Origin of the sequence: Microbacterium sp. PRF11 (assembly GCF_031844085.1) — a bacterium.
Taxonomy (GTDB): domain Bacteria; phylum Actinomycetota; class Actinomycetes; order Actinomycetales; family Microbacteriaceae; genus Microbacterium.
Genome location: NZ_JAUZUP010000004.1, coordinates 384,232 through 402,978, shown reverse-complemented (window position 1 = coordinate 402,978; position 18,747 = coordinate 384,232). Strand labels below are relative to the sequence as shown.

General features: G+C 71.4%; 16 protein-coding genes, 1 tRNA gene and 1 pseudogene. 8 read left to right on the top strand and 10 right to left on the bottom strand.

Annotated elements, in window-relative coordinates; translation table 11 throughout:
* Window positions 1-332 precede the first annotated feature (332 nt).
* The 4 genes and pseudogenes from Q9R20_RS15985 to Q9R20_RS13375 all read right to left on the bottom strand — a co-directional run.
* Window positions 333-1,358, bottom strand: a pseudogene (locus Q9R20_RS15985) (ComEC/Rec2 family competence protein); the annotation flags it as partial.
* Window positions 1,359-2,062: 704 nt separating this feature from the next.
* Window positions 2,063-2,698, bottom strand: a complete 636-nt coding sequence (locus tag Q9R20_RS13385; RefSeq protein ID WP_311249788.1) for a ComEA family DNA-binding protein — start codon at window positions 2,696-2,698, stop codon at window positions 2,063-2,065.
* Window positions 2,699-2,879: 181 nt separating this feature from the next.
* Entirely contained in the window at window positions 2,880-5,453 is a 2,574-nt protein-coding gene (leuS, locus tag Q9R20_RS13380; protein ID WP_311249787.1) for a leucine--tRNA ligase, read from the bottom strand.
* 65 nt (window positions 5,454-5,518) lie between these two features.
* A complete protein-coding gene (locus Q9R20_RS13375; RefSeq protein WP_311249786.1) occupies window positions 5,519-6,757 on the bottom strand; it encodes an anthranilate synthase component I family protein in 1,239 nt (412 codons plus the stop codon).
* Between the two features lie 42 nt (window positions 6,758-6,799).
* Here Q9R20_RS13375 and Q9R20_RS13370 point away from each other — a divergent pair, with 42 nt between their 5' ends.
* The 5 genes from Q9R20_RS13370 (at window position 6,800) to Q9R20_RS13350 (ending at window position 10,336) form a co-directional block, all read left to right on the top strand.
* On the top strand, window positions 6,800-7,480 hold the full coding sequence (locus Q9R20_RS13370; RefSeq protein ID WP_311249785.1) for a DedA family protein: 681 nt from the start codon (window positions 6,800-6,802) through the stop codon (window positions 7,478-7,480).
* A gap of 5 nt (window positions 7,481-7,485) precedes the next feature.
* Window positions 7,486-8,517, top strand: coding sequence for a phosphatase domain-containing protein (locus tag Q9R20_RS13365; RefSeq protein ID WP_311249784.1), 1,032 nt, complete (start codon window positions 7,486-7,488; stop codon window positions 8,515-8,517).
* 90 nt (window positions 8,518-8,607) lie between these two features.
* The gene (locus Q9R20_RS13360) at window positions 8,608-9,318 is read left to right on the top strand and encodes an SOS response-associated peptidase (RefSeq protein WP_311249783.1); all 711 of its coding nucleotides are present in this window, start codon (window positions 8,608-8,610) and stop codon (window positions 9,316-9,318) included.
* A gap of 2 nt (window positions 9,319-9,320) precedes the next feature.
* Complete coding sequence (locus Q9R20_RS13355) at window positions 9,321-10,211, top strand: 3-methyladenine DNA glycosylase (RefSeq protein ID WP_311249852.1); 891 nt, start codon at window positions 9,321-9,323, stop codon at window positions 10,209-10,211.
* 52 nt (window positions 10,212-10,263) lie between these two features.
* Window positions 10,264-10,336, top strand: a tRNA-Ala gene (locus Q9R20_RS13350).
* A 203-nt stretch (window positions 10,337-10,539) separates the two neighbouring features.
* Here Q9R20_RS13350 and Q9R20_RS13345 read toward each other — a convergent pair.
* The gene (locus Q9R20_RS13345; protein WP_311249782.1) at window positions 10,540-11,904 is read right to left on the bottom strand and encodes an MFS transporter; all 1,365 of its coding nucleotides are present in this window, start codon (window positions 11,902-11,904) and stop codon (window positions 10,540-10,542) included.
* Between the two features lie 178 nt (window positions 11,905-12,082).
* On the opposite strand from Q9R20_RS13345, the gene Q9R20_RS13340 reads away from it, so the two are divergent.
* Genes Q9R20_RS13340 through Q9R20_RS13330 form a run of 3 tightly spaced genes read left to right on the top strand, consistent with a single transcriptional unit; the run spans window position 12,083 to window position 15,053 of the window.
* The gene (locus tag Q9R20_RS13340) at window positions 12,083-12,739 is read left to right on the top strand and encodes a response regulator transcription factor (RefSeq protein ID WP_311249781.1); all 657 of its coding nucleotides are present in this window, start codon (window positions 12,083-12,085) and stop codon (window positions 12,737-12,739) included.
* The gene (locus tag Q9R20_RS13335; RefSeq protein WP_311249780.1) at window positions 12,736-14,127 is read left to right on the top strand and encodes a HAMP domain-containing sensor histidine kinase; all 1,392 of its coding nucleotides are present in this window, start codon (window positions 12,736-12,738) and stop codon (window positions 14,125-14,127) included. Before Q9R20_RS13340 ends, Q9R20_RS13335 begins: the two co-directional genes overlap by 4 nt.
* Window positions 14,124-15,053, top strand: coding sequence for a TAXI family TRAP transporter solute-binding subunit (locus Q9R20_RS13330; protein WP_311249779.1), 930 nt, complete (start codon window positions 14,124-14,126; stop codon window positions 15,051-15,053). The genes Q9R20_RS13335 and Q9R20_RS13330 overlap by 4 nt, the downstream gene beginning before the upstream one ends.
* A gap of 62 nt (window positions 15,054-15,115) precedes the next feature.
* Here the strand turns inward: Q9R20_RS13330 and rsfS are convergent, their stop codons facing one another.
* From rsfS to Q9R20_RS13305, 5 genes are read right to left on the bottom strand one after another with little or no spacing between them, the layout of a single operon-like run.
* Window positions 15,116-15,496, bottom strand: a complete 381-nt coding sequence (rsfS, locus tag Q9R20_RS13325; RefSeq protein WP_311249778.1) for a ribosome silencing factor — start codon at window positions 15,494-15,496, stop codon at window positions 15,116-15,118.
* Window positions 15,493-16,605, bottom strand: a complete 1,113-nt coding sequence (locus Q9R20_RS13320) for a hypothetical protein (RefSeq protein WP_311249777.1) — start codon at window positions 16,603-16,605, stop codon at window positions 15,493-15,495. The genes rsfS and Q9R20_RS13320 overlap by 4 nt, the downstream gene beginning before the upstream one ends.
* On the bottom strand, window positions 16,602-17,198 hold the full coding sequence (nadD, locus tag Q9R20_RS13315; protein ID WP_295840674.1) for a nicotinate-nucleotide adenylyltransferase: 597 nt from the start codon (window positions 17,196-17,198) through the stop codon (window positions 16,602-16,604). The genes Q9R20_RS13320 and nadD overlap by 4 nt, the downstream gene beginning before the upstream one ends.
* A gap of 10 nt (window positions 17,199-17,208) precedes the next feature.
* Window positions 17,209-17,433, bottom strand: coding sequence for a hypothetical protein (locus Q9R20_RS13310; RefSeq protein WP_295840673.1), 225 nt, complete (start codon window positions 17,431-17,433; stop codon window positions 17,209-17,211).
* A gap of 50 nt (window positions 17,434-17,483) precedes the next feature.
* Window positions 17,484-18,743, bottom strand: a complete 1,260-nt coding sequence (locus tag Q9R20_RS13305) for a glutamate-5-semialdehyde dehydrogenase (protein WP_311249776.1) — start codon at window positions 18,741-18,743, stop codon at window positions 17,484-17,486.
* Between the last annotated feature and the right edge of the window lie 4 nt (window positions 18,744-18,747).

Here is an 18,747-nt window from a genome sequence, read left to right as displayed (position 1 = left end):
ACGTCGACGGTCGGGACGTCGACGCGTCGGAGGAGCGCCTGCTGGGCGTCCTCGCCCAGGTCGCCGAGCAGCACGGTCCGAGGAAAGCCGGGGCCGGCGACGTCGAGGGCGATGCTCGCGTCGTTGCCGGGCTGCGCCTTCGGTGCGGGACCGAGCGCCTGCCAGTGCGTGGTCCCGATTTCGCCGGTCATGCCGAGGGTGGCGGCCGTCACGGAAGCACCCGCGGAGGCGAACGCGTCGAGGAGTCTCTGATCGGAGGATTCGCCCACCGGTCCGTGCAGGACCGTGGAGACCCGCCCGATCAGTGCGGGTGCCCCACCGACGTGGTCGCGGTCGAAGTGGGTGAGCAGAAGCAGATCGATGCGGTCGACACCGAAGGTCTGCAGACAGGCCGTGATCGGTTCCGGGTCCTCCCCCGTGTCGACGAGCGCGGTGGCCGTCCCCGAGCGCCACAGCGTCGCGTCGCCCTGCCCCACGTCGCACATCGCCACCTGCCAGTCCGCCGGCACGGTGAGGGGACCGGCCACCGTGCGCACCGTCGTCTGCCCGAAGACGAGCCCGGTGACCAGGGCGACGACAAGGGTCGAGCCGGCCGTGAGTCGGGGCAGCCGGCGAGGTGCGATCACATGGACGGCGATCGCCGCCCCGACGAGGGCGAGCAGGCCCGCGCCGAGGATGCCGTCGGGCCACGGGAGGTTCTGCTGCGCGATGCCGGAGGCGGCGTGGGCGACGGCGGCGATCCACGCCGCGGGGACCCAAGCGAGCCCGGTGAGGCCGTCGCGCAGCCACGGGACCGGCGCGATGCAGGCGAGCGCGCCCGCGATCGTCGCGGGCGCGGCCGCCGGGTCGGCGAGCATGTTCGCGGCCACGCCGAGGAGCGGGACGTGCGGGTCGATGAGCACGATGAGCGGGCCGCAGGCGAGCTGGGCCGACGTGGGCACGGCGATCGCCAGGGCGAGGGAACGCGGCATCCATCGCTCGAGACCGGCGGCCAGGGGCCGCGCCAGGAGCAGTAGAGCGCCCGTCGCCGCGGCCGAGAGGGCGAAACCGATCGAGCGGGCGAGCCACGGATCGATGACGAGCAGGACGGTCGCGGCGAGCGCGAGCACCGCCACACCCACGGCGGGACGGCCGAGTGCCAGGGCGAGGAGGGCGATCGTCGCCATCACCGCCGCGCGGATGACGCTCGGTTCGGGGGTGACGAGGATCACGAACGCCGCCAGGACGATCACGGCGCCGACGATGCGGACGCCGCGCGGTGCCCCGCACGCGGCGAGGAGGGCGAAGGCCGCGGCCACGACGATCGCGCAGTTGGCGCCCGAGACGGCCGTGAGGTGGGACAGTGACGAGGCGTTCATGGCCTCCTCGGTCGCGGTGTCGAGCATCGAGGTGTCGCCGACGGCGAGCCCGGGGACGAGCCCTGCACCCGGTTGAGGGAGGCCGTGCGTCGAGGCGACGAGGCCGCGTCTCAGGTGTTCGAACCAGCCCCAGATCCCTCCGGGCGCACGCGCCTCGACGACGTCGCTCACTCGGGCGACGAGCGCGGCGCGTTCCGCGGGATCGGCGGGGATCGCGCGCGCTGCTAGACGCAGCTCGCTGCCCGGGCCCACGGAGGCCAGAGCGGCCGTCAGATCGGCGGGGACCATGATGCGCGCCGGCACGGTGCCGCCGAGGTGGACGGACCCCGCCCGCACGGTGGAGACGAGCGCGTCGAATCGGGCGCCGCCGTCCGACTGCGCGTCGACGCGGCCGGTGACGATGGCTTCGATCTCGAGGTGGCGTCCGCCCTCGACCTGCAGACCGGCGAGTTCGTCACGCACGGGAGCCACCGATGCCACCGATGCCGCGGTGGCCGCCGCGCACGCGCAGGCGACTACGAGCACGGCGAGGACGGGCGCGAGGCGGCGCCAGGAGACGACCACACCCACGAGCGTCGCGACGCCCATCGCGACGGCGAGGGGTTTCGCGTCGGGGAGGCCCGTCGCCACCCCCGCGGTCAACCAGGTCGAGAGCGCCACCGCCACAGCGCGCAGGGCGCGACGCTGGAGGGCCCGCCTGCCGGTCATACCCGGACCAGCTCTCGGATGGCGGCCAGCATCTTGTCGCCGATACCGGGAACCGACAGCAGGTCGTCGACGCTCGTGAACCGTCCGTTCTGCTCGCGCCACGAGATGATGCGCTCGGCCATCGCAGGGCCCACCCGTGGCAGGGTGTCGAGCTGATCCGCCGTGGCGGAGTTGAGGTCGATGAGCCCGCCGGCCGCACCGTTCGCGGCGGCGCCAGGGGCGACGGCATCCGGGGTCGCGCCGAGAACGGGTACGACGATCTGCTCACCGTCGGTGACGGCCCGGGCGAGGTTGACCCCGGCGCGGTCCGCGTCGTCGGCGAAGCCGCCGGCGAGCGCGATGGCGTCGGCGACGCGGTCGCCCACGTCGAGGCGGTACAAGCCCACCTCGCGAACGGCGCCGGCGACGTGGACGTACACCCCGGCCGTCGCGGGCGCGAGGACGGTGCCGGACGGCGTCGTAGACGCGGTGACGATCTGCGTCCCGGTCGCGCCGCGAAGCATGCCGATGACGACCACGGCGGCGAACGCGAGCAGGACGATCACCAGGATCGCGCCGACGCCGATCCGTCGTCGCGCGTCCGGCGTGGCGGGCCGCTCGGGCTCCTCGGGGTCGACGGGCGGGGCGGTCATCGGCTCACCGTAGGGCGGCGGTCACCCCGCGCGCGGGGGCCATCGTCCGTTCCGTGGACACTCCACGAGGTCGGCCCGATGGGGAGGAGAGGTGCTTAGCTCTATCGCAGACGGCAGAACGCCGGATCCCACGCCCCATCGCTCGAAAGAGCGGCGAGGACGTGGCATCCGGGACGACGGACTACTTCGTCGAGAAGCTGACCACCTTCGGCGGACGGACCACCGCGCGGACGATCTCGCGGTCGCCGAGGGCGCGGCGGACCTTCTCGTCGTCGCGGGCGAGCGCCTCGAGCTGGTCGGCGCCGATCTTGGCCGACACCTCGAGCGTGCCGCGCACCTTGCCGTCGATCTGTACGACCGCGGTCACGGAGTCCTCGACGAGCAGCATCGGGTCGGCCTGGCGCCAGGTGACGAGACCGACGAAGCCGGTGTACCCGAGCGTCTGCCACATCTCTTCGGCCGTGTGCGGGGCGAACAGGTCGAGGGTCATCGCGATGACCTCGGCCGCCTCGCGGACGGCGGGATCGCTCGCGCCGGCCTTTCCGTCGATCGCCTTGCGCGTGGCGTTGACGAGCTCCATCAGACGGGCGACGACGACGTTGAACTTCGTCTGCTCGATGAGGTTGGGCGCCTCGGCCAGCAGACGGTGCGTCACGCGGCGCAGCGCCTGATCGCCCTCGGCCCAGACGACGTCGGTCTCGCTGTCGACGTCGTGCGCGATGCGCAGAGCGCGGGCGAGGAACTTCGCCGCCCCCGTGGTCGAGACGTCGTTCCAGTCCTTATCGTCCTCCACGGGACCCGCGAAGGCGAGCGCGACGCGCAGCGCGTCGGCGCCGTGGGCGTCGAGCTCCTCCTGGAACAGCACCAGGTTGCCCTTGCTCTTCGACATCTTCGCGCCGTCGAGGATGACCATGCCCTGGTTGATGAGGCTCGAGAACGGCTCGGTGAACTCCACCAGGCCCATGTCGAACAGCGCCTTGGTGATGAAGCGCGCGTACAGCAGGTGCAGGATGGCGTGCTCGACGCCGCCGATGTAGAAGTCGACCGGGCCCCACTTGTTCGCCTCACGCGCCGAGAACGCCTCGGTGTCGCTGTTCGGCGACAGGAACCGCAGGTAGTACCAAGAGCTGTCGACGAAGGTGTCCATCGTGTCGGGGTCGCGCAGCAGCGTCTGGCCCGTCTCGGGATCGGTGACCTGCACCCACTCGGTCGCTGCGCCCAGGGGCGAGGTGCCCTTCGGCTTGAGGTCGAGCCCCTCGACGGAGGGCAGCGTCACCGGCAGCTGCTCGGCGGGCACGGGGGTGATCGAGCCGTCCTCGCCGTGCAGCATGGGGATGGGGGTGCCCCAGTAGCGCTGGCGTGAGATGAGCCAGTCGCGCAGGCGATAGGTCTTCGCGGCACGGCCGACGCCCTTGGCCTCGAGCTCCTCGATCATGCGGGCGATCGCGTGGCGCTTGGACAGCCCGTTGAGCGAGCCGGAGTTCATCATGCGACCGTCACCGGTCAGCGCGATGCCGGTCTTGACCGGGTCGAGGTCGTCGATCTCGCCGAGCGGGTCGATCGGCACGCCCTCGTCGTCGAGCTCGATGACGGGGATCGCACCGGTGATGGGGGCGTTCGTGTCGACGACGACCTTGACGGGCAGGTCGAACGCACGGGCGAAGTCGAGGTCGCGCTGGTCGTGCGCGGGCACGGCCATGACCGCACCGTGACCGTAGTCGGCCAGCACGTAGTCGGCGGCCCAGATCGGCAGCTTCTCGCCGTTGATCGGGTTGATCGCGTAGTGGCCGAGGAACACGCCGGTCTTCGGCCGGTCGGTCGCCTGACGCTCGATGTCGGTCGCGCGCTGCACCTGGGCGAGGTAGGCCTCGAACGTCTCGCGCACGCCCTGGTCTGCGGATGCCGCGAGCTCGGCCGCCAGGTCGGACTCCGGCGCCACGACGAAGAACGTCGCTCCGTGCAGCGTGTCGGGGCGGGTGGAGAAGACCGTGATCGTTTCGTCGCGGCCCTCGATCTCGAACGTGATGTCGGCGCCGACGGACCGGCCGATCCAGTTGCGCTGCATCTGGATGACCTTCGAGGGCCAGAAGCCCTCGAGCTGGTTCAGGTCGTCGAGCAGGCGGTCGGCGTAATCGGTGATGCGCAGGAACCACTGCGTGAGCTTCTTCTTCACCACGACGGCGCCGCTGCGCTCGCTCGTGCCGTCGGGCAGCACCTGCTCGTTGGCGAGCACGGTCTGATCGACCGGGTCCCAGTTGACGAGCGCATCCTTGCGGTACGCCAGACCCTTCTCGTACAGCTTCTGGAACAGCCACTGGTTCCAGCGGTAGTACTCGGGGTCGCTCGTGTGCAGCACCCGGCTCCAGTCGAACGAGACGCCGTAGTCCTTCAGGCTCGCCTTCTGCTGGGCGATGTTCGCGTAGGTCCACTCGACGGGGTCGGCGCCGCGCTTGATCGCGGCGTTCTCGGCGGGCAGACCGAACGAGTCCCACCCGATGGGGTTGAGCACGTTGTAGCCGCGGTGGCGCCAGAACCGCGCCACGATGTCGGAGTAGAGGTAGTTCTCGGCGTGCCCCATGTGCAGGTCGCCCGAGGGGTACGGGAACATCGCGAGCACGTACTTGCGCGGACGCGTGTCGTCGTCGCCACCGGCGCGGAACGGGTCTTTCTCGGCCCAAGCCTGCTGCCACTTCGCCTGGATGGCGTGGGTGTCGAAGCCCCCCTCGCGGGGGTCTGCTGCGGAGTTCTGAGACACGGGTGAAGCCAATCGTGAAGGTCGGGAGGCCACGAGGACCAACTCCCAGGCTATCGGACCCGTCGTCACCACCCGGGCGGTACCCGGGCGCCGAGGGCGGCGAGCGGCGCGCGCGCCTTGATGCCCACCTCGGCCACCTCGGATGCCGCGACCGAGCGCCACGTGATGCCTCCGCCGGCGCCGACCCAGGCGGCATCCGGTTCGACGACGACGCTGCGGATGACCATGGCGAGATCGGCGTCCCCGTCATCGCCGATCCAGCCGAAGGCACCGGAGTACACCCCGCGCGGGGCGCCCTCGAGATCGGCCAGGATCGCTCTCGCGGACTGCTTCGGCGCGCCCGTCATGCTCCCCGCGGGAAAGGTCGCCTCCAGCAGCTCGCCGAGCGATGTCCCGGGCAGGAGACGGCCGGAGATCTCGCTGACCAGTTGATGGACGTGCGGGTAGGCCTCCACCTCGAGAAGCCGGTCGACGCCGACCGACGACGGGGCGCACACCCGGGTGAGGTCGTTGCGCATCAGGTCGACGATCATGACGTTCTCGGCGCGCTCCTTGGCATCCGTCCGCAGCTCCTCGGCGAGCGCCCGGTCGGCGGCCGGATCCGCCGCACGCGGGCGGGTGCCCTTGATCGGGTGCGTGTGCACGCTCCCCGCGCGCACCTCGAGGAACCGCTCGGGCGAGGCGCTCACGAGCGCGATGTCTCCGGCGCGCACGAGACCGCCGTGGTGCGAGCTCGAGCTGCGGCGCAGACGCCGGAACACCGCGACCGGGTCGACCGCGCCCTCGACGCGGAAGCGGGTCGTGAGGCACAGCTGGTAGGCGTCGCCCTCGCGGATCCGCTCGCGGCACCCCTCGATCTGCTCCGCGTAGCGTTCGGGGGTGACCCGAGCGGATGCCGTCACATGCGGCTGCACCCCCGCGACCGCCCGAGCGGACGGCGCGCCGGCCGCGCCCGCGGCGAGTGCCGGGTCGCCGAACGCGAAGATCCGCCGTGCGGAGTGGTCGAACGCGAGGAAGGCGTCGGTGCGCAGCCACAGGTCGGCGCCTTCGTAGGTGCGCCACCCGACCCAGCCGCCGCGGAAGGGACCGGACGTCTCATTCGCCGCCGGGGACGCGGTCGAGACCCGCCCGAGCGGCCGGGACGGGTCGTCAGGGCGTGCGACGCCCATCCAGCTCCAGCCGGTCGCGGCGTCGATCCCTGCGTCGAGCCAGAACGCGTAGGGAGCGTCCGCGAAGAGGTGGAGGAACACCGCCTCGGGATCGACCCACCCGGTCAAAGGGAACGGTGAGGCGCAGTGCGGCACGCTCCCAGGCTAGGGCCGCGGGGCGGCAATAGGCTGACGGAGGTGAACGAGATCCTCACGTGGCTGCTCGACGTCGTCCAGAACGTCGACCCCGTGCTGCGCACCGTGATCGCCGGAATCGCGGTCATGCTCGAGACCAGCGTGCTCGTGGGACTGATCGTCCCGGGCGACACGATGGTGATCGTCGCCGGGACCGCGGTCGCCTCCCCCGTCGAGGGCGTCGTGCTGGCCGCGGCGATCGTCGTGGGCGCGCTTCTCGGCGAGAGTTTCGGCTTCTGGCTCGGGCGGTACTTCGGACCCCGCATCCGCGCGTCGCGCCTCGGCCGAAAGCTCGGCGAGCGCAACTGGGACCGCGCGGACCGCTACCTCCGCCGTCGCGGCGGGCCGGCCATCTTCCTGTCGCGCTTCCTCCCCGTCCTCCATTCGCTCGTGCCGCTCACGGTGGGCATGAGCGGCTACCGCTACCGGCGCTTCCTCGCCTGGACGACGCCGGCCTGCATCGTATGGGCGAGCCTGTACGTGACGGTGGCCGCGTCGGCGGCGGGCACGTACCGCGAGCTGTCCGACCGCATCCACGGCGCGGGCTACATCTTCGTCGGCATCCTCGCCGCCTTCATCGTGCTGGTCTTCGTCGGGAAGAAGCTCCTCGAGCGCCTCGAACGACGTCACCTCGCCGAGGAGGCGCAGACTCTCGAACCGGTGGACGGCGACGTGAAAGACTGAGGGCGATGTCTCGCTCTCCTCGCGTAAAAGCGCTCTGGTTCGCCCGACTCGAGCGCCGGTTCCACCGTTGGCGCGAGCGGCGCGCCCGCGCGCGCGGTCTGCGGCCGGTGGTCACCGGTTTCCCCGGATACGGCACCGAGGAGTGGGTGCGCGTCCTCGGACGCGTCCTCATCGCCCCGCCGATCAAGCGCACCTCCACCGGTGAATTCGCGAGCCTGCGCGGCTGGCGCAGTTTCGCGGCGGTCCCGGTGGGGTCCGCGCGTGTCACGGTGATGATCGACGGCGTGCCGCACGAGGTCACCGCCGACCGCGGCGGCGTGATCGATGCGAAGCTGCCGGCATCCCTCGCTCCCGGCTGGCAGACCGTCACGATGGTCGTCGAGGGCAGCGACCCGACCGAGGTGCGCGTCTTCATCGTCGGCTCCGACGTGCGGTTCGGTGTGGTCAGCGACATCGACGACACGGTCATGGTCACCGCGCTCCCCCGCCCCCTGCTGGCGGCGTGGAACTCGTTCGTCGTCGACGAGCACGCTCGTCAGCCCGTGCCCGGCATGGCAGTGATGCTCGAGCGACTCACCCGCGAGCACCCCGGCACCCCCGTCATCTACCTCTCCACGGGAGCGTGGAACGTCGCCCCCACGCTCACGCGCTTCATGCGTCGACACCTGTTCCCCTCGGGCTCGTTCCTTCTCACCGACTGGGGCCCCACGCACGACCGGTGGTTCCGCAGCGGACGCGACCACAAAGAGACCAACCTCCGCCGCATCGCCGCGGAGCTGCCGCAGGTGAAGTGGTTGCTGGTCGGAGACGACGGACAGCACGACGACGCCATCTACACCGGCTTCGCGATCGAGCACCCGCAGAACGTCGCCGCCGTGGCGATCCGCAAGCTGCTTCCCGCCGAGGCCGTGCTGGCCGGTGGTCGCACGGTGGTCGACGACCACTCGGCCGCCGAGGTCCCGTGGGTGACGGCGTCCGACGGCGCCGGCTTGCTCGAGCGCCTGCAGGCGGTCGGGGTCATCTCCGACGACACCTGACCCCGGATGCCGCGCCGGCCGACGCCGCGCGCACGTTCCGCGGTTCGGGCAGCGCGTCCCGATGTCGGAGGCGGCGCGTACGGTGGAGGCATGTGCGGTCGATTCGTCGTAGCCAATGTGGCCTCGGAACTCGTGGGGGTGCTGCGCGTCGACGTCGAAGCCGATGAGCTGCCGAAGCCCTCGTACAACATCGCGCCCACGTCGCAGGTGGGGATCGTGCTCGACTCCATCAAGAGCGAGCCCCCTGTCCGCCGGCTCGAGGTCGCACGCTGGGGCCTTGTCCCGGGGTGGGCCAAAGACGTCAAGATCGGGGCCCGGGCGTTCAACGCCCGCTCCGAAGAGGTCGAGGACAAACCGATGTTCCGCAACGCCCTCATCAAGCGACGCGCGGTGATCCCGGCATCCGGGTACTACGAGTGGAAGACGGGCGACGAGGGCAAGATCCCGCACTACATCCATCCCGCCGACGGATCCCCGCTGTTCTTCGCCGGGCTGTACGAGTGGTGGAAAGATCCCGCCCGTGCCGACGACGACCCCGCCCGGTGGGTGCTGAGCTGCACCATCCTCACGCGCGATTCGATCGGGCGCCTCGGTTCGATCCACGACCGGATGCCGCTGTTCATGGATCCCGACTTCGCCGACGCGTGGCTCGATCCGACCACCGAGAACGTGGGCGACATCCTCGACGCCGCGATCGACGCGGCGCCCGACGTCGCCGAGACGCTCGACGACCACGTGGTGTCGCCGGCCGTGGGCAACGTGCGCAACGACTCCCCCGCCCTCATCGAGCCCGTCGAGTGAGCCTGCTCGCGACTGGAGCGCGTCTCACGCGGGAGGAGTGGACGGCCGCCGCCGACGAACACGCGCTCCGAGCCGACGCGCTGACCGCCGATCACCGTGCCCGGGCCCAGCGGGCGCAGAAGCATCCCGTCGAGGACTTCCTCTTCACCTACTACTCGTACAAGCCGGCTATCCTGCGGCGCTGGCACCCGGGGCCGGGCGTCCTGCTCGAAGGGGCCGAGGAGCGCGCCGGCTGGCGCTGGTATCGAGCCGTGGCCGGTGGGGTGGAGGTGGATGCCGAGCGCTTCCGCACCGAGAAGGGCTCGATGTACCGCGGCGTCGTCAACCTGCTGCGGGCGACCCTGGACCGACCCGCGCAGTTCGGGTGCTTCGGCCTGCACGAGTGGGCGATGGCCTACCGCGCCGACGAGGTGCGGCACGCCGTTCCGCTCCGTCTCGGGAGCGACGGGACCGACGCCGTGGTCGAGGCTCACGACCTGAGGTGCACGCACTTCGACGCCTTCCGCTTCTTCACCCCCGAAGCCGTTCCGCTCAACCGCACCGCCCTGAGCCGCGACGACCAGGTGTCGCGGGAACAGCCCGGGTGCCTGCACGCCGGCATGGACGTCTACAAGTGGACGGTCAAGCTCGGTCCCCTCGTCCCGGGTGCTCTGCTGCTCGACGCGTTCGAGCTCGCCCGCGACATCCGGACCCTCGACATGCGGGCGTCGCCCTACGATCTCACCGCCTGGGGGTACGCCCCGGTGGCCATCGAGACCCCCGAGGGCAAGGCCGAGTACGTCTCACGGCAGAGAGCGCTCAGCGAGCGCGGCCAGGCTCTGCGGCGGGTCGTCCTCTCGGCCGTCACCCGACCCGACGACACGCCCGGCGGAGCCGATTTCGTGCGCTCGTGATCCGTGTTGTAAGCTCATGGAGTTGCCTCAAACGGGGCGGAAAACAGAAAACGGGCCTGTGGCGCAGCTGGTAGCGCACCTGCATGGCATGCAGGGGGTCAGGGGTTCGAGTCCCCTCAGGTCCACCCACAGAGAAAGCCCCCGCCTCGGCGGGGGCTTTCGTCGTATCGGCGGTGGCTCGCCCGCTCGATCCCGGCGCCGCGCCGCAGCCGTGACCGTCGTGCCCTCGCTCCGTCGGTGCGGGCGCCGGATGCGGAGACGAGCAAAGGATGCGGATGCCGAAGACCCCGGCATCCGCATCCGTTCACCGGATCCGCTCCCGTGCGCGTCAGCGCGACGCGACCGTCTCGCGCGTCTTCTTCTGCTCCGCTTCGCGCATGACGAGTTCGTCGTCGAGCCAGTTCGGTGCCTTGTTGCGCAGCGCGAAGACGTACACCGCGAGCGAGGCGGCGATGATGACCGTGACGTAGACGATGAACAGCGGCACCTGCTGGGTCGTCTGCGCTCCGGCGTAGAGCAGGGGCGCCGTCCCGCCGAACAGTGAGTTGGCGAGCGCGTACCCGAGGCCCACGCCGAGGGCGCGGACGTGGGTCGGGAACAGCTGCGCCTTCACGAGCGCGTTGATCGAGGTGTAGCCGGTCAGGATGACGAAGCCGCCGAACAGGATCGCGAAGGCCGCGAACTCGTTGGTCTGCTGCGGCAGCATGGTGATGAGGAACCACGTGTAGAGCACGCCTCCGACCCCGAAGAAGACCAGCAACGACTTGCGCCCGACCTTGTCGCTCAGCCACCCGCCCACGGGCTGCATGAGCATCAGGGCGGTCAGGGCGATGAGGTTGATGACGGTGCCGGTGACGACGTCGCCGCCGGAGAACGCGGTCTTGACGATGTTCGGGCCGGTGACCGAGTAGGTGTAGAACGCGACGGTGCCTCCGGCGGTGACGGCGAAGCACAGCAGCAGCGGCCGCCAGTTGTTGACGAGCAGGTCGCGCATCGAGCCCGAGTCCTTCGACCGTCCCGCCTTGGTGTCGTCGAGCACGTGCTTCTCGAGCGACTCGTCCATCGTGCGGCGCATCCAGAACACGGCGACCGCGGCGACACCGCCGATGGCGAAGGCGACACGCCAGCCCCACGCGGTGATGGCTTCCTCGTCGAGGGTCAGCACCATGATCAACAGGGTCGTCTGCGCGAGCACGTGACCGCCGACGAGCGTGACGTAGTGGAACGACGAGAGGAATCCGCGGCGCCCGGGCATGGCCGCCTCGGACATGTACGTGGCGCTCGTGCCGTATTCGCCGCCGGTGGCGAAACCCTGCACGAGGCGGGCGAAGACGAGGATGACGACCGCCCCGGCGCCGATGGCCTCGGCGGTCGGCGCGAAGGCGATGACCAGCGAGCAGAACGCCATCAGCGACACCGAGACGGTGAGCGAGAGGCGACGGCCGTAGCGGTCGGCGAAGCGGCCGAAGAACCACGAGCCGATGGGTCGCATGAGGAACGTGACGGCGAAGATCGCCCACACGTAGATCGTGGAGTTCTTGTCGTCGGCGCTGAAGAACTGCGACTCGAAGTACACCGCGAAGACGGAGTAGACGTAGACGTCGTACCACTCCACGAGATTGCCGGCCGAGCCCTTCAGGGTGTTCGAGATCGAACGCCTGAGGCTCGTGGGGATCGTCGTCGTCGTTGACATGGGAATCCGATCGGTCGAGGGACGATGGTCGCCCCGTCACCGCTGAGGGGACGGCCCCGGCAGCGGCGACGAGACGTACCGGCCATCGTGGTCGCTGCGGGCGCCACGTGCGCGGATCCTTACAGTCGCCTTACATTCGGCGATCCCGGCGGCGCGGCCGCTGTGCCTACGATGGAGCATGCACGTACTCGTCGCCGAGGACGACGGCTCCGTCGCCGCGGCCCTCGTCTCGGCCCTGAGCCGCGCGGGCCACACGTGCACGCGGGTGTCGCGGGGCAGCGACGTGCTGCTGCGGCACCGAGACGTCCAAGCGGTGCTGCTCGACCTCGGCCTCGAGGACCGCGACGGCCTCGACGTGCTGCGCGATCTGCGCGAGGTCAGCCCGGTCCCGGTGATCGTGGTCACCGCGCGCGGTGACGAACGCTCCACCGTGCGCGCCCTGTCCCTCGGCGCCGACGACTATCTCGTGAAGCCCGTGCGCCTGCACGAACTGCTCGCGCGGCTGGTCGCCGTCACGCGCCGTTACAGCCCGCCCGAGGAGCCCACGCGTGTAAAGACCTCCCGGGTGTCGATCGACGTCGACGCACGGCGCGTCAGCGTGGCGGGACGCGAGGTGGCGCTCACTCCCAACGAGTTCGGCATCCTGTTGTCGCTCACTCGCCGCGCGGGGACGGTCGTCAGCCGACGGGTCATCCTCGACGAGGTCTGGGGCGACGCCTACGCCGCCTCTTCGCGGTCGTTCGACGTGCACCTCGGCCAGGTGCGGCAGAAGCTCCCCGAACTGACGATCACGACCGTGCGCGGCTTCGGTTACCGGCTGGAGGATGCCGCGTGAAGCTGCGCGTGCTCCTCCCCCTGCTCGTGTTCGGTCTCATCGCCGTCGTCGCCGTGCTGATCCCCACGGCGGAGTCCATCGCGGACTCGAGGACGCAGCAGCTCGCTCTGCAGCGCCAGGCGTCGCTCGACCAGGTCGTGCAACGCGCGCGCACCGCGCTCGTGCAGGGCGGCTCCTCGGGTCTGCAGACCTATCTCGACCGGTTCGACACGGTCTACGGCGAGGCCGTACTCGTCCTCGACGAGAGCGGCGACGCCGTCGCCTCCGCGGGCGACCTCTCCCCCGACCTCGACGTCCGTTCGATCGCCGGGGCGGCCTCGCGGGCGATCCCCCAGGTGTCGCTTCCGCGGGTCGCCCCCTGGGCTCCGGACTCCGCTCTCGTCGCGGTGCCCGTGATCGCGGCCGGCGACCTGTCGACCGGCGTGGTGGTGCTCGAGGTCGATCTGAAGCGGGCGAAGACCGAGGTCGCCGCGGCGTGGACCCTCGTGGTGCTCGTGGGCCTGCTGCTCCTCGCGGCACTGATGGGGGCGTCGCTGCTGTGGACGCGCTGGATCCTCCGTCCGGTGCGTGCCCTCGACTCCGCCGTGGCCGCCCTGACCGCGCATCGCGAGCCGGTTCCGCTGCGTCCCACCGGCCCGCCCGAGCTGCGGCGCTTGAGTCGCGCGTTTACGACGATGACCGACGAGGTCGAGCACACCCTCGAACAGCAGCGCGGCTTCGTCGCAGACGCCTCGCACCAGTTGCGCACGCCACTGGCCGCGATCCGGCTGCGCGTCGACTCGCTCCCGCGGGATCCGGATGCCGCGGGCGATCTCGCCGCGGTCGATCACGACCTCGACCGCCTCGAGCACACCGTCGAGCGCATGCTGACCCTCGCCAACGCCGAGCATCGGGCCTCGGCCTCGCGGCAGGGGTTCGACGCCGCGCGCGACGAGGGCGCGGAGCGCGAGTGCCGGGTGTCGGCATCCGCCCTCGGAGAACCGCACCGCCGCCGGCTCGAGGACGCCGGCCTGACGATGGATGCCGCCGACGAGACGGACGTCACCGTCCCCTGCGGCCGCGCGGACCTCGAGGAGATGGTGCAGGTGCTGCTCGACAACGCCCTGAACTACGCCGGGCGCGGGGCCCGCGTGCGACTCTCCGTGACCGAGGCCGCCGGGGAGACGACTCTGCGCGTCGACGATTCCGGGACGCAGCTCGCCGACGCCGATCTCGAGAGCATGGGCACCCGGTTCTGGCGTGCCCGCGCCCACCGTTCCACGCCCGGCACCGGTCTCGGTCTCGCGATCGTCGCCGAGCTGATGCGCGCCGGCGGTGGGGATCTCCGTCTCGAGCGCTCCCCGCTCGGTGGTCTCGGCGCCCGCCTGACGTGGGGACGGGCGAGATGACCCTGACGCGCCGCGCCTTCCTCGCCGTCGTCGCCGGAGCGGGCGTGTCCTCGCTCGTCGCGTGCGCCGCCCCCACGTCGACCCCGCTCGTCCTCGGGTGCGGCGAGCCGGGCGGCAGCTATCTGGAGTTCGGCGAGCTGATGGCCGCCGCGACCCGGTCGTCGACCGCTGTGAGCGTCTCGCCGCTGGCCACCGAGGGCAGCATCGACAACCTGCGGCTGCTGCGGGAGCGCCGCGTCGACCTCGGACTGTCGCTCGTGGACTCCGCGGCGGGTGCCGACGGGGAGGTGGTCGCGATCGGACGCGTGTACCAGAACTACCTGCAGTGCATCGTCCGCGCCGACAGCGGGATCGGGCAGCTGTCAGACCTCGCCGGCCGAACGGTGTCGCTCGGTGCGCCGGGATCCGGAGCGGCCGCGACCGCCCGTCGCGTGCTCATCGCGGCGAGCCTCGACCCGGAGGGGACGACCGGTCCCCGGTCGGTGGAACGGACGTTCCGGCAAGCCGTGGACGACCTCGCCGAGGCGCGGATCGACGCGTTCTTCTGGTCGGGCGGGGTGCCGACCCCGCAGATCGCCGCCCTGGCCGAACGCGTCGCCGTCTCGGTCATCGACACGACGGGCGCGCTCCCCGCGCTGGACGCGCGTTTCCCCGACGTGTACGCCGCGACCACGATCCCCTCCGGGGTGTACGGCGCGCAGCGCGCGGTCCCGACGATCGGCGTCGCGAACCTCCTTCTCGCCCGGTCCGACCTCGCCGACGACCTCGCGCGCGCCCTGGTCGACGCGCTCATCGACGACGCCCCGGCGCTCGTGCCGCCCGACGCCCTCGGCATCCAGTACCTGACGCCGGCGAGCCTGATCGACACCGCCCCGATCGCGCTGCACCCCGCCGCGGAGCGCCGTTACCGCGAGCGGTACGGCTAGGTCGGCGCAGACGGAACGACGATGCCCCCCGCCGGACGGCGAGGGGCATTCGAGGTCGGCGATTAGTCGGCGGCGTTCGCCGGCGTCGGCAGCTCGATCGGGACGACCGGGCAGTCCTTCCAGAGGCGCTCGAGGCCGTAGTAGACGCGCTCCTCCTCGTGGAAGACGTGGACGACGAGGTCGCCGAAGTCGAGGAGCACCCAGCGGGACTCCTGGCGCCCCTCGCGGCGCAGACGCTTGTGGCCGGCTTCGAGGAGCTTCTCCTCGACCTCGTCGGCGATCGCGGCGACGTTGCGCTCGTTGCGGCCGGTGACGAGGAGGAAGATGTCGACGAGCGGAAGGGGCTCGGAGACGTCGAGGGCGACGATGTCGTCGCCGCCCTTCGCGTCGGCGGCGATCGCGGCGATGCGCGCCATCTCGCGGCCGTTGTCGGTGGCTGTCATCGGAAGACTCCTGTCGTGAAGGCGAGCACGAGGGTGACGGCGACAGCCAGCGCGAGTGCGCCGGTCGTGACGATGAGGCCGACGAGGAGCTTGCTCCCCTTCTCGGGCGCCGGGGGGCGAATGATCTCGCCGGGCTGCTTGACGGTGCTGATCGCGGCGCTCGCGGCGATCGGCGTGGGGGACGACGCGGGCGGGAGCTCGCCGTCGAGGAGCACCGCGTCGGCGTCGCGGCCGTCGGTGGTGCCGGGGGCGTGTCCGACGGATCCGAGACCCTCGGGGAGTTCGAACGTGCCGGTGATCATGATCTCGCCGGTCGCGTTGACCGGGCCGACGAGCGGGACGCCGGTCGGCGTCTGCGAGAGGATCAGCGCGTTCGGGGTCGAGACGGCACCCGTCGATCCCGTGTTGCGCGAGATGAGCTGGTCGAACGACGCCGGCAGGGTGACCTCGGGCGTCGCGCCCTGCAGGAGGTCGGAGCCGAGGGCCGGGTTGACCACCGACGGGGCGGGCGCCTCGACGGCGTCGTCCGCGGTGTCGGCGACGGCCGGGCGGAAGATGGCGGGCGACGCCTCGGCCTCGTCGGACTTCGCGGAGGGCACCGGCTGGTGCGGCGGCGAGGGCTCGAGGTCGGGACTGATGATGGGCACGGCGGCCGTGCGGATCTTCTCCTGCGCGCGCGCCTGGCGACGCGTGAGACCGGAGAAGCCGAACTCGCCCCCCGCGTCGAAGCCGTCGAAGGACTCGAACGACGCCGGCCGCAGAGCGGGCTCCGACGCCGACGCGACGGGGGGCTCGGCGACGGAGTCGTCGGTGACGGCCGGGCCGTCCGTCGGCTGCTCGGGCGTCGCCGCCGGCACCTCGGAGACGATCGCGGGCTCGGGCTCGGGCTCCTGCTCGCGGGCGGGCTGCTCGGCGACCGGAGCCGGGGCGGCGGGCTCGTCGGACGCCGGGGCCTCGGACGCGGGCTCGACGACGGGCGCCGGGGTCTCGGCACCCGGGGACTCGTCGGAGGGCGACGACGTGATGATCGGCGTCGCGCCGGTCTGACGGAGCTCGCGCAGCTGACGGCGGGTCAGCGGCGGGTTCTCGGGGTTCTCGGAAGTGCTCATGCAGTGCTCCGGTAGAGGTGGTGCTTCGCGATGTACTGCACGACGCCGTCGGGCACGAGGTACCACACGGGGTGTCCTCGGCGCACACGGGCGCGGCAGTCTGTGGACGAGATCGACAGCGCGGGGATCTCCAGCTGGCTCACGTTGTCGGAGGGAAGACCCTCGGTGGTCAGCACGTGACCGGGACGGGAGACGGCGACGAAGTGGGCGAGCTGCCACAGCTCGTCGTGGTTGCGCCAGCTGAGGATCTGCGCCACGGCGTCGGCCCCCGTGATGAAGAACAACTCGGCCCCCGGCCGTTGTTCCTGCAGGTCGCGCAGCGTGTCGATCGTGTACGTCGGGCCCGCGCGATCGATGTCGACGCGGCTGACGGTGAACTGCGGATTGGACGCCGTCGCGATCACCGTCATGAGGTAACGGTGCTCGCTCTGCGTGACTTCGTCCTTCTGCCACGGGCGGCCCGTGGGCACGAAGACGACCTCGTCGAGGTCGAACGACTGCGCGACCTCGGACGCCGCGACCAGGTGACCGTGATGGATGGGATCGAACGTCCCACCCATGACCCCGATCCGCGGGGCGCGCGTCACCGACATACGGTGGGCCTCAGTGGCCGTGCGCCTCGGGGGTGGGCGTCCCGTGCTTCTGGGTGTACGCCTCGGCCTTGTGCGCGTGGCGGTTGGCCACGTTGCGGTACGACAGGGTCACCAGGCTCAGCGCGATGAAGACCACGAACGCCACGGCGCCGACCCAGAAGGTCTCGGCCTGCACGTTGCCGCCGTGGTGTCCGCCTTCTTCGGCGGCGTGGGCGAGAAGTGAGGCGAAAGTCATCAGTGCTCCGTTCGAGTGGTGTGCGCACAGCGCACTGCCATTTTAGGCGGTCAGGCGCGTACCTGGCCGTCGCCGCGCCCGAGCCACTTGGTGCTCGTCAGCTCGGCGAGGCCCATGGGTCCGCGGGCGTGCAGTTTCTGCGTCGAGATGCCGACCTCGGCGCCGAAGCCGAACTCCCCGCCGTCGGTGAACCGCGTCGAGGCGTTCACGAGCACGACGGCCGAGTCGACCTCGGCGAGGAAGCGGTCGGCCGAGAGCTGATCGTCGGTGATGATCGCCTCGGTGTGGTGCGTCGAGTAGCGGCGGATGTGCTCGAGGGCGTCGTCGAGGTCGTCGACCACGCGGACGGACAGGTCGAGGGTGCCGTACTCGCGCGCCCAGTCGTCACCGGTGGCCGCGACCACCCGCGCGTCGTAGCCGCGGGTCGCGTCGTCGCCGTGGACGGTGACGCCCGCGTCGGAGAGGGATGCCATGAGCTCGGGCAGCAGACGGTCGGCGGCAGCGCGGTGCACGAGCACCGTCTCGACCGCGTTGCAGACGCTCGGTCGCTGCACCTTGGCGTTCAGCACGATGTCTCGCGCCCAGTCGTCGCGGGCCGTCGCGTCGAGCACGATGTGCACCACGCCGGCGCCCGTCTCGATCACGGGGACGGAGGACTCGGTGACGACGGTCTCGATGAGCGAGGCGCTGCCGCGCGGGACCAGCACGTCGACGAGCCCGCGGGCGTTCATGAGCGCGCGGGCGCCGTCGCGACCGAAGTCGTCGACGCTCTGCACCGCTTCGGGCGTGACACCCTGCGACTGCAGCGCGTCGCGCATGACCCGGACGAGCGTCGCGTTCGAGCTCTGCGCGGCCGAGCCGCCCCGGAGGACGACCGCGTTGCCCGACCGCAGCGCCAGCGAGGCGATGTCGACCGTGACGTTGGGACGCGCCTCGTAGATCGAGCCGACCACGCCGAAGGGGACGGCGACCTTCTCGAGGGACAGGCCGTTGGGCAGGGTGCGGCGGTCGAGGACGCGCCCGACCGGGTCGGGCAGGTCGGCGACGTCGCGCACCGCCGCGGCGAGGGCCGCCACACGACGCTCGTCGAGGCGCAAACGGTCGAGCAGGGCCTCGCCGATGGCGTCGGCCCGGCCGCGGTCGAGGTCGTCGGCGTTGGCGGCCACGATCTCGGTCGTCGCCGCGTCGATCGCGTCGGCGACGGCGTTCAGCAGCTCGCGCTTGCGATCGGCGTCGAGGAGGGCGACCTCGCGCGCCGCGTCTTTGGCCAGGCGCAGGCGCTCGTCGACGGAGGCGGCGATCACGGTCATGGGG

Excerpts from the sequence above, each read along its gene's own strand:
- Q9R20_RS13385 (WP_311249788.1), bottom strand. The coding sequence starts at position 2,698 with ATGACCGCCCCGCCCGTCGACCCCGAGGAGCCCGAGCGGCCCGCCACG.
- Q9R20_RS13365 (WP_311249784.1), top strand. The coding sequence starts at position 7,486 with ATGTCTCGCTCTCCTCGCGTAAAAGCGCTCTGGTTCGCCCGACTCGAG.
- Q9R20_RS13360 (WP_311249783.1), top strand. The coding sequence starts at position 8,608 with ATGTGCGGTCGATTCGTCGTAGCCAATGTGGCCTCGGAACTCGTGGGG.
- Q9R20_RS13345 (WP_311249782.1), bottom strand. The coding sequence starts at position 11,904 with ATGTCAACGACGACGACGATCCCCACGAGCCTCAGGCGTTCGATCTCG.
- Q9R20_RS13340 (WP_311249781.1), top strand. The coding sequence starts at position 12,083 with ATGCACGTACTCGTCGCCGAGGACGACGGCTCCGTCGCCGCGGCCCTC.
- Q9R20_RS13330 (WP_311249779.1), top strand. The coding sequence starts at position 14,124 with ATGACCCTGACGCGCCGCGCCTTCCTCGCCGTCGTCGCCGGAGCGGGC.
- rsfS (WP_311249778.1), bottom strand. The coding sequence starts at position 15,496 with ATGACAGCCACCGACAACGGCCGCGAGATGGCGCGCATCGCCGCGATC.
- Q9R20_RS13320 (WP_311249777.1), bottom strand. The coding sequence starts at position 16,605 with ATGAGCACTTCCGAGAACCCCGAGAACCCGCCGCTGACCCGCCGTCAG.
- nadD (WP_295840674.1), bottom strand. The coding sequence starts at position 17,198 with ATGTCGGTGACGCGCGCCCCGCGGATCGGGGTCATGGGTGGGACGTTC.
- Q9R20_RS13310 (WP_295840673.1), bottom strand. The coding sequence starts at position 17,433 with ATGACTTTCGCCTCACTTCTCGCCCACGCCGCCGAAGAAGGCGGACAC.
- Q9R20_RS13305 (WP_311249776.1), bottom strand. The coding sequence starts at position 18,743 with ATGACCGTGATCGCCGCCTCCGTCGACGAGCGCCTGCGCCTGGCCAAA.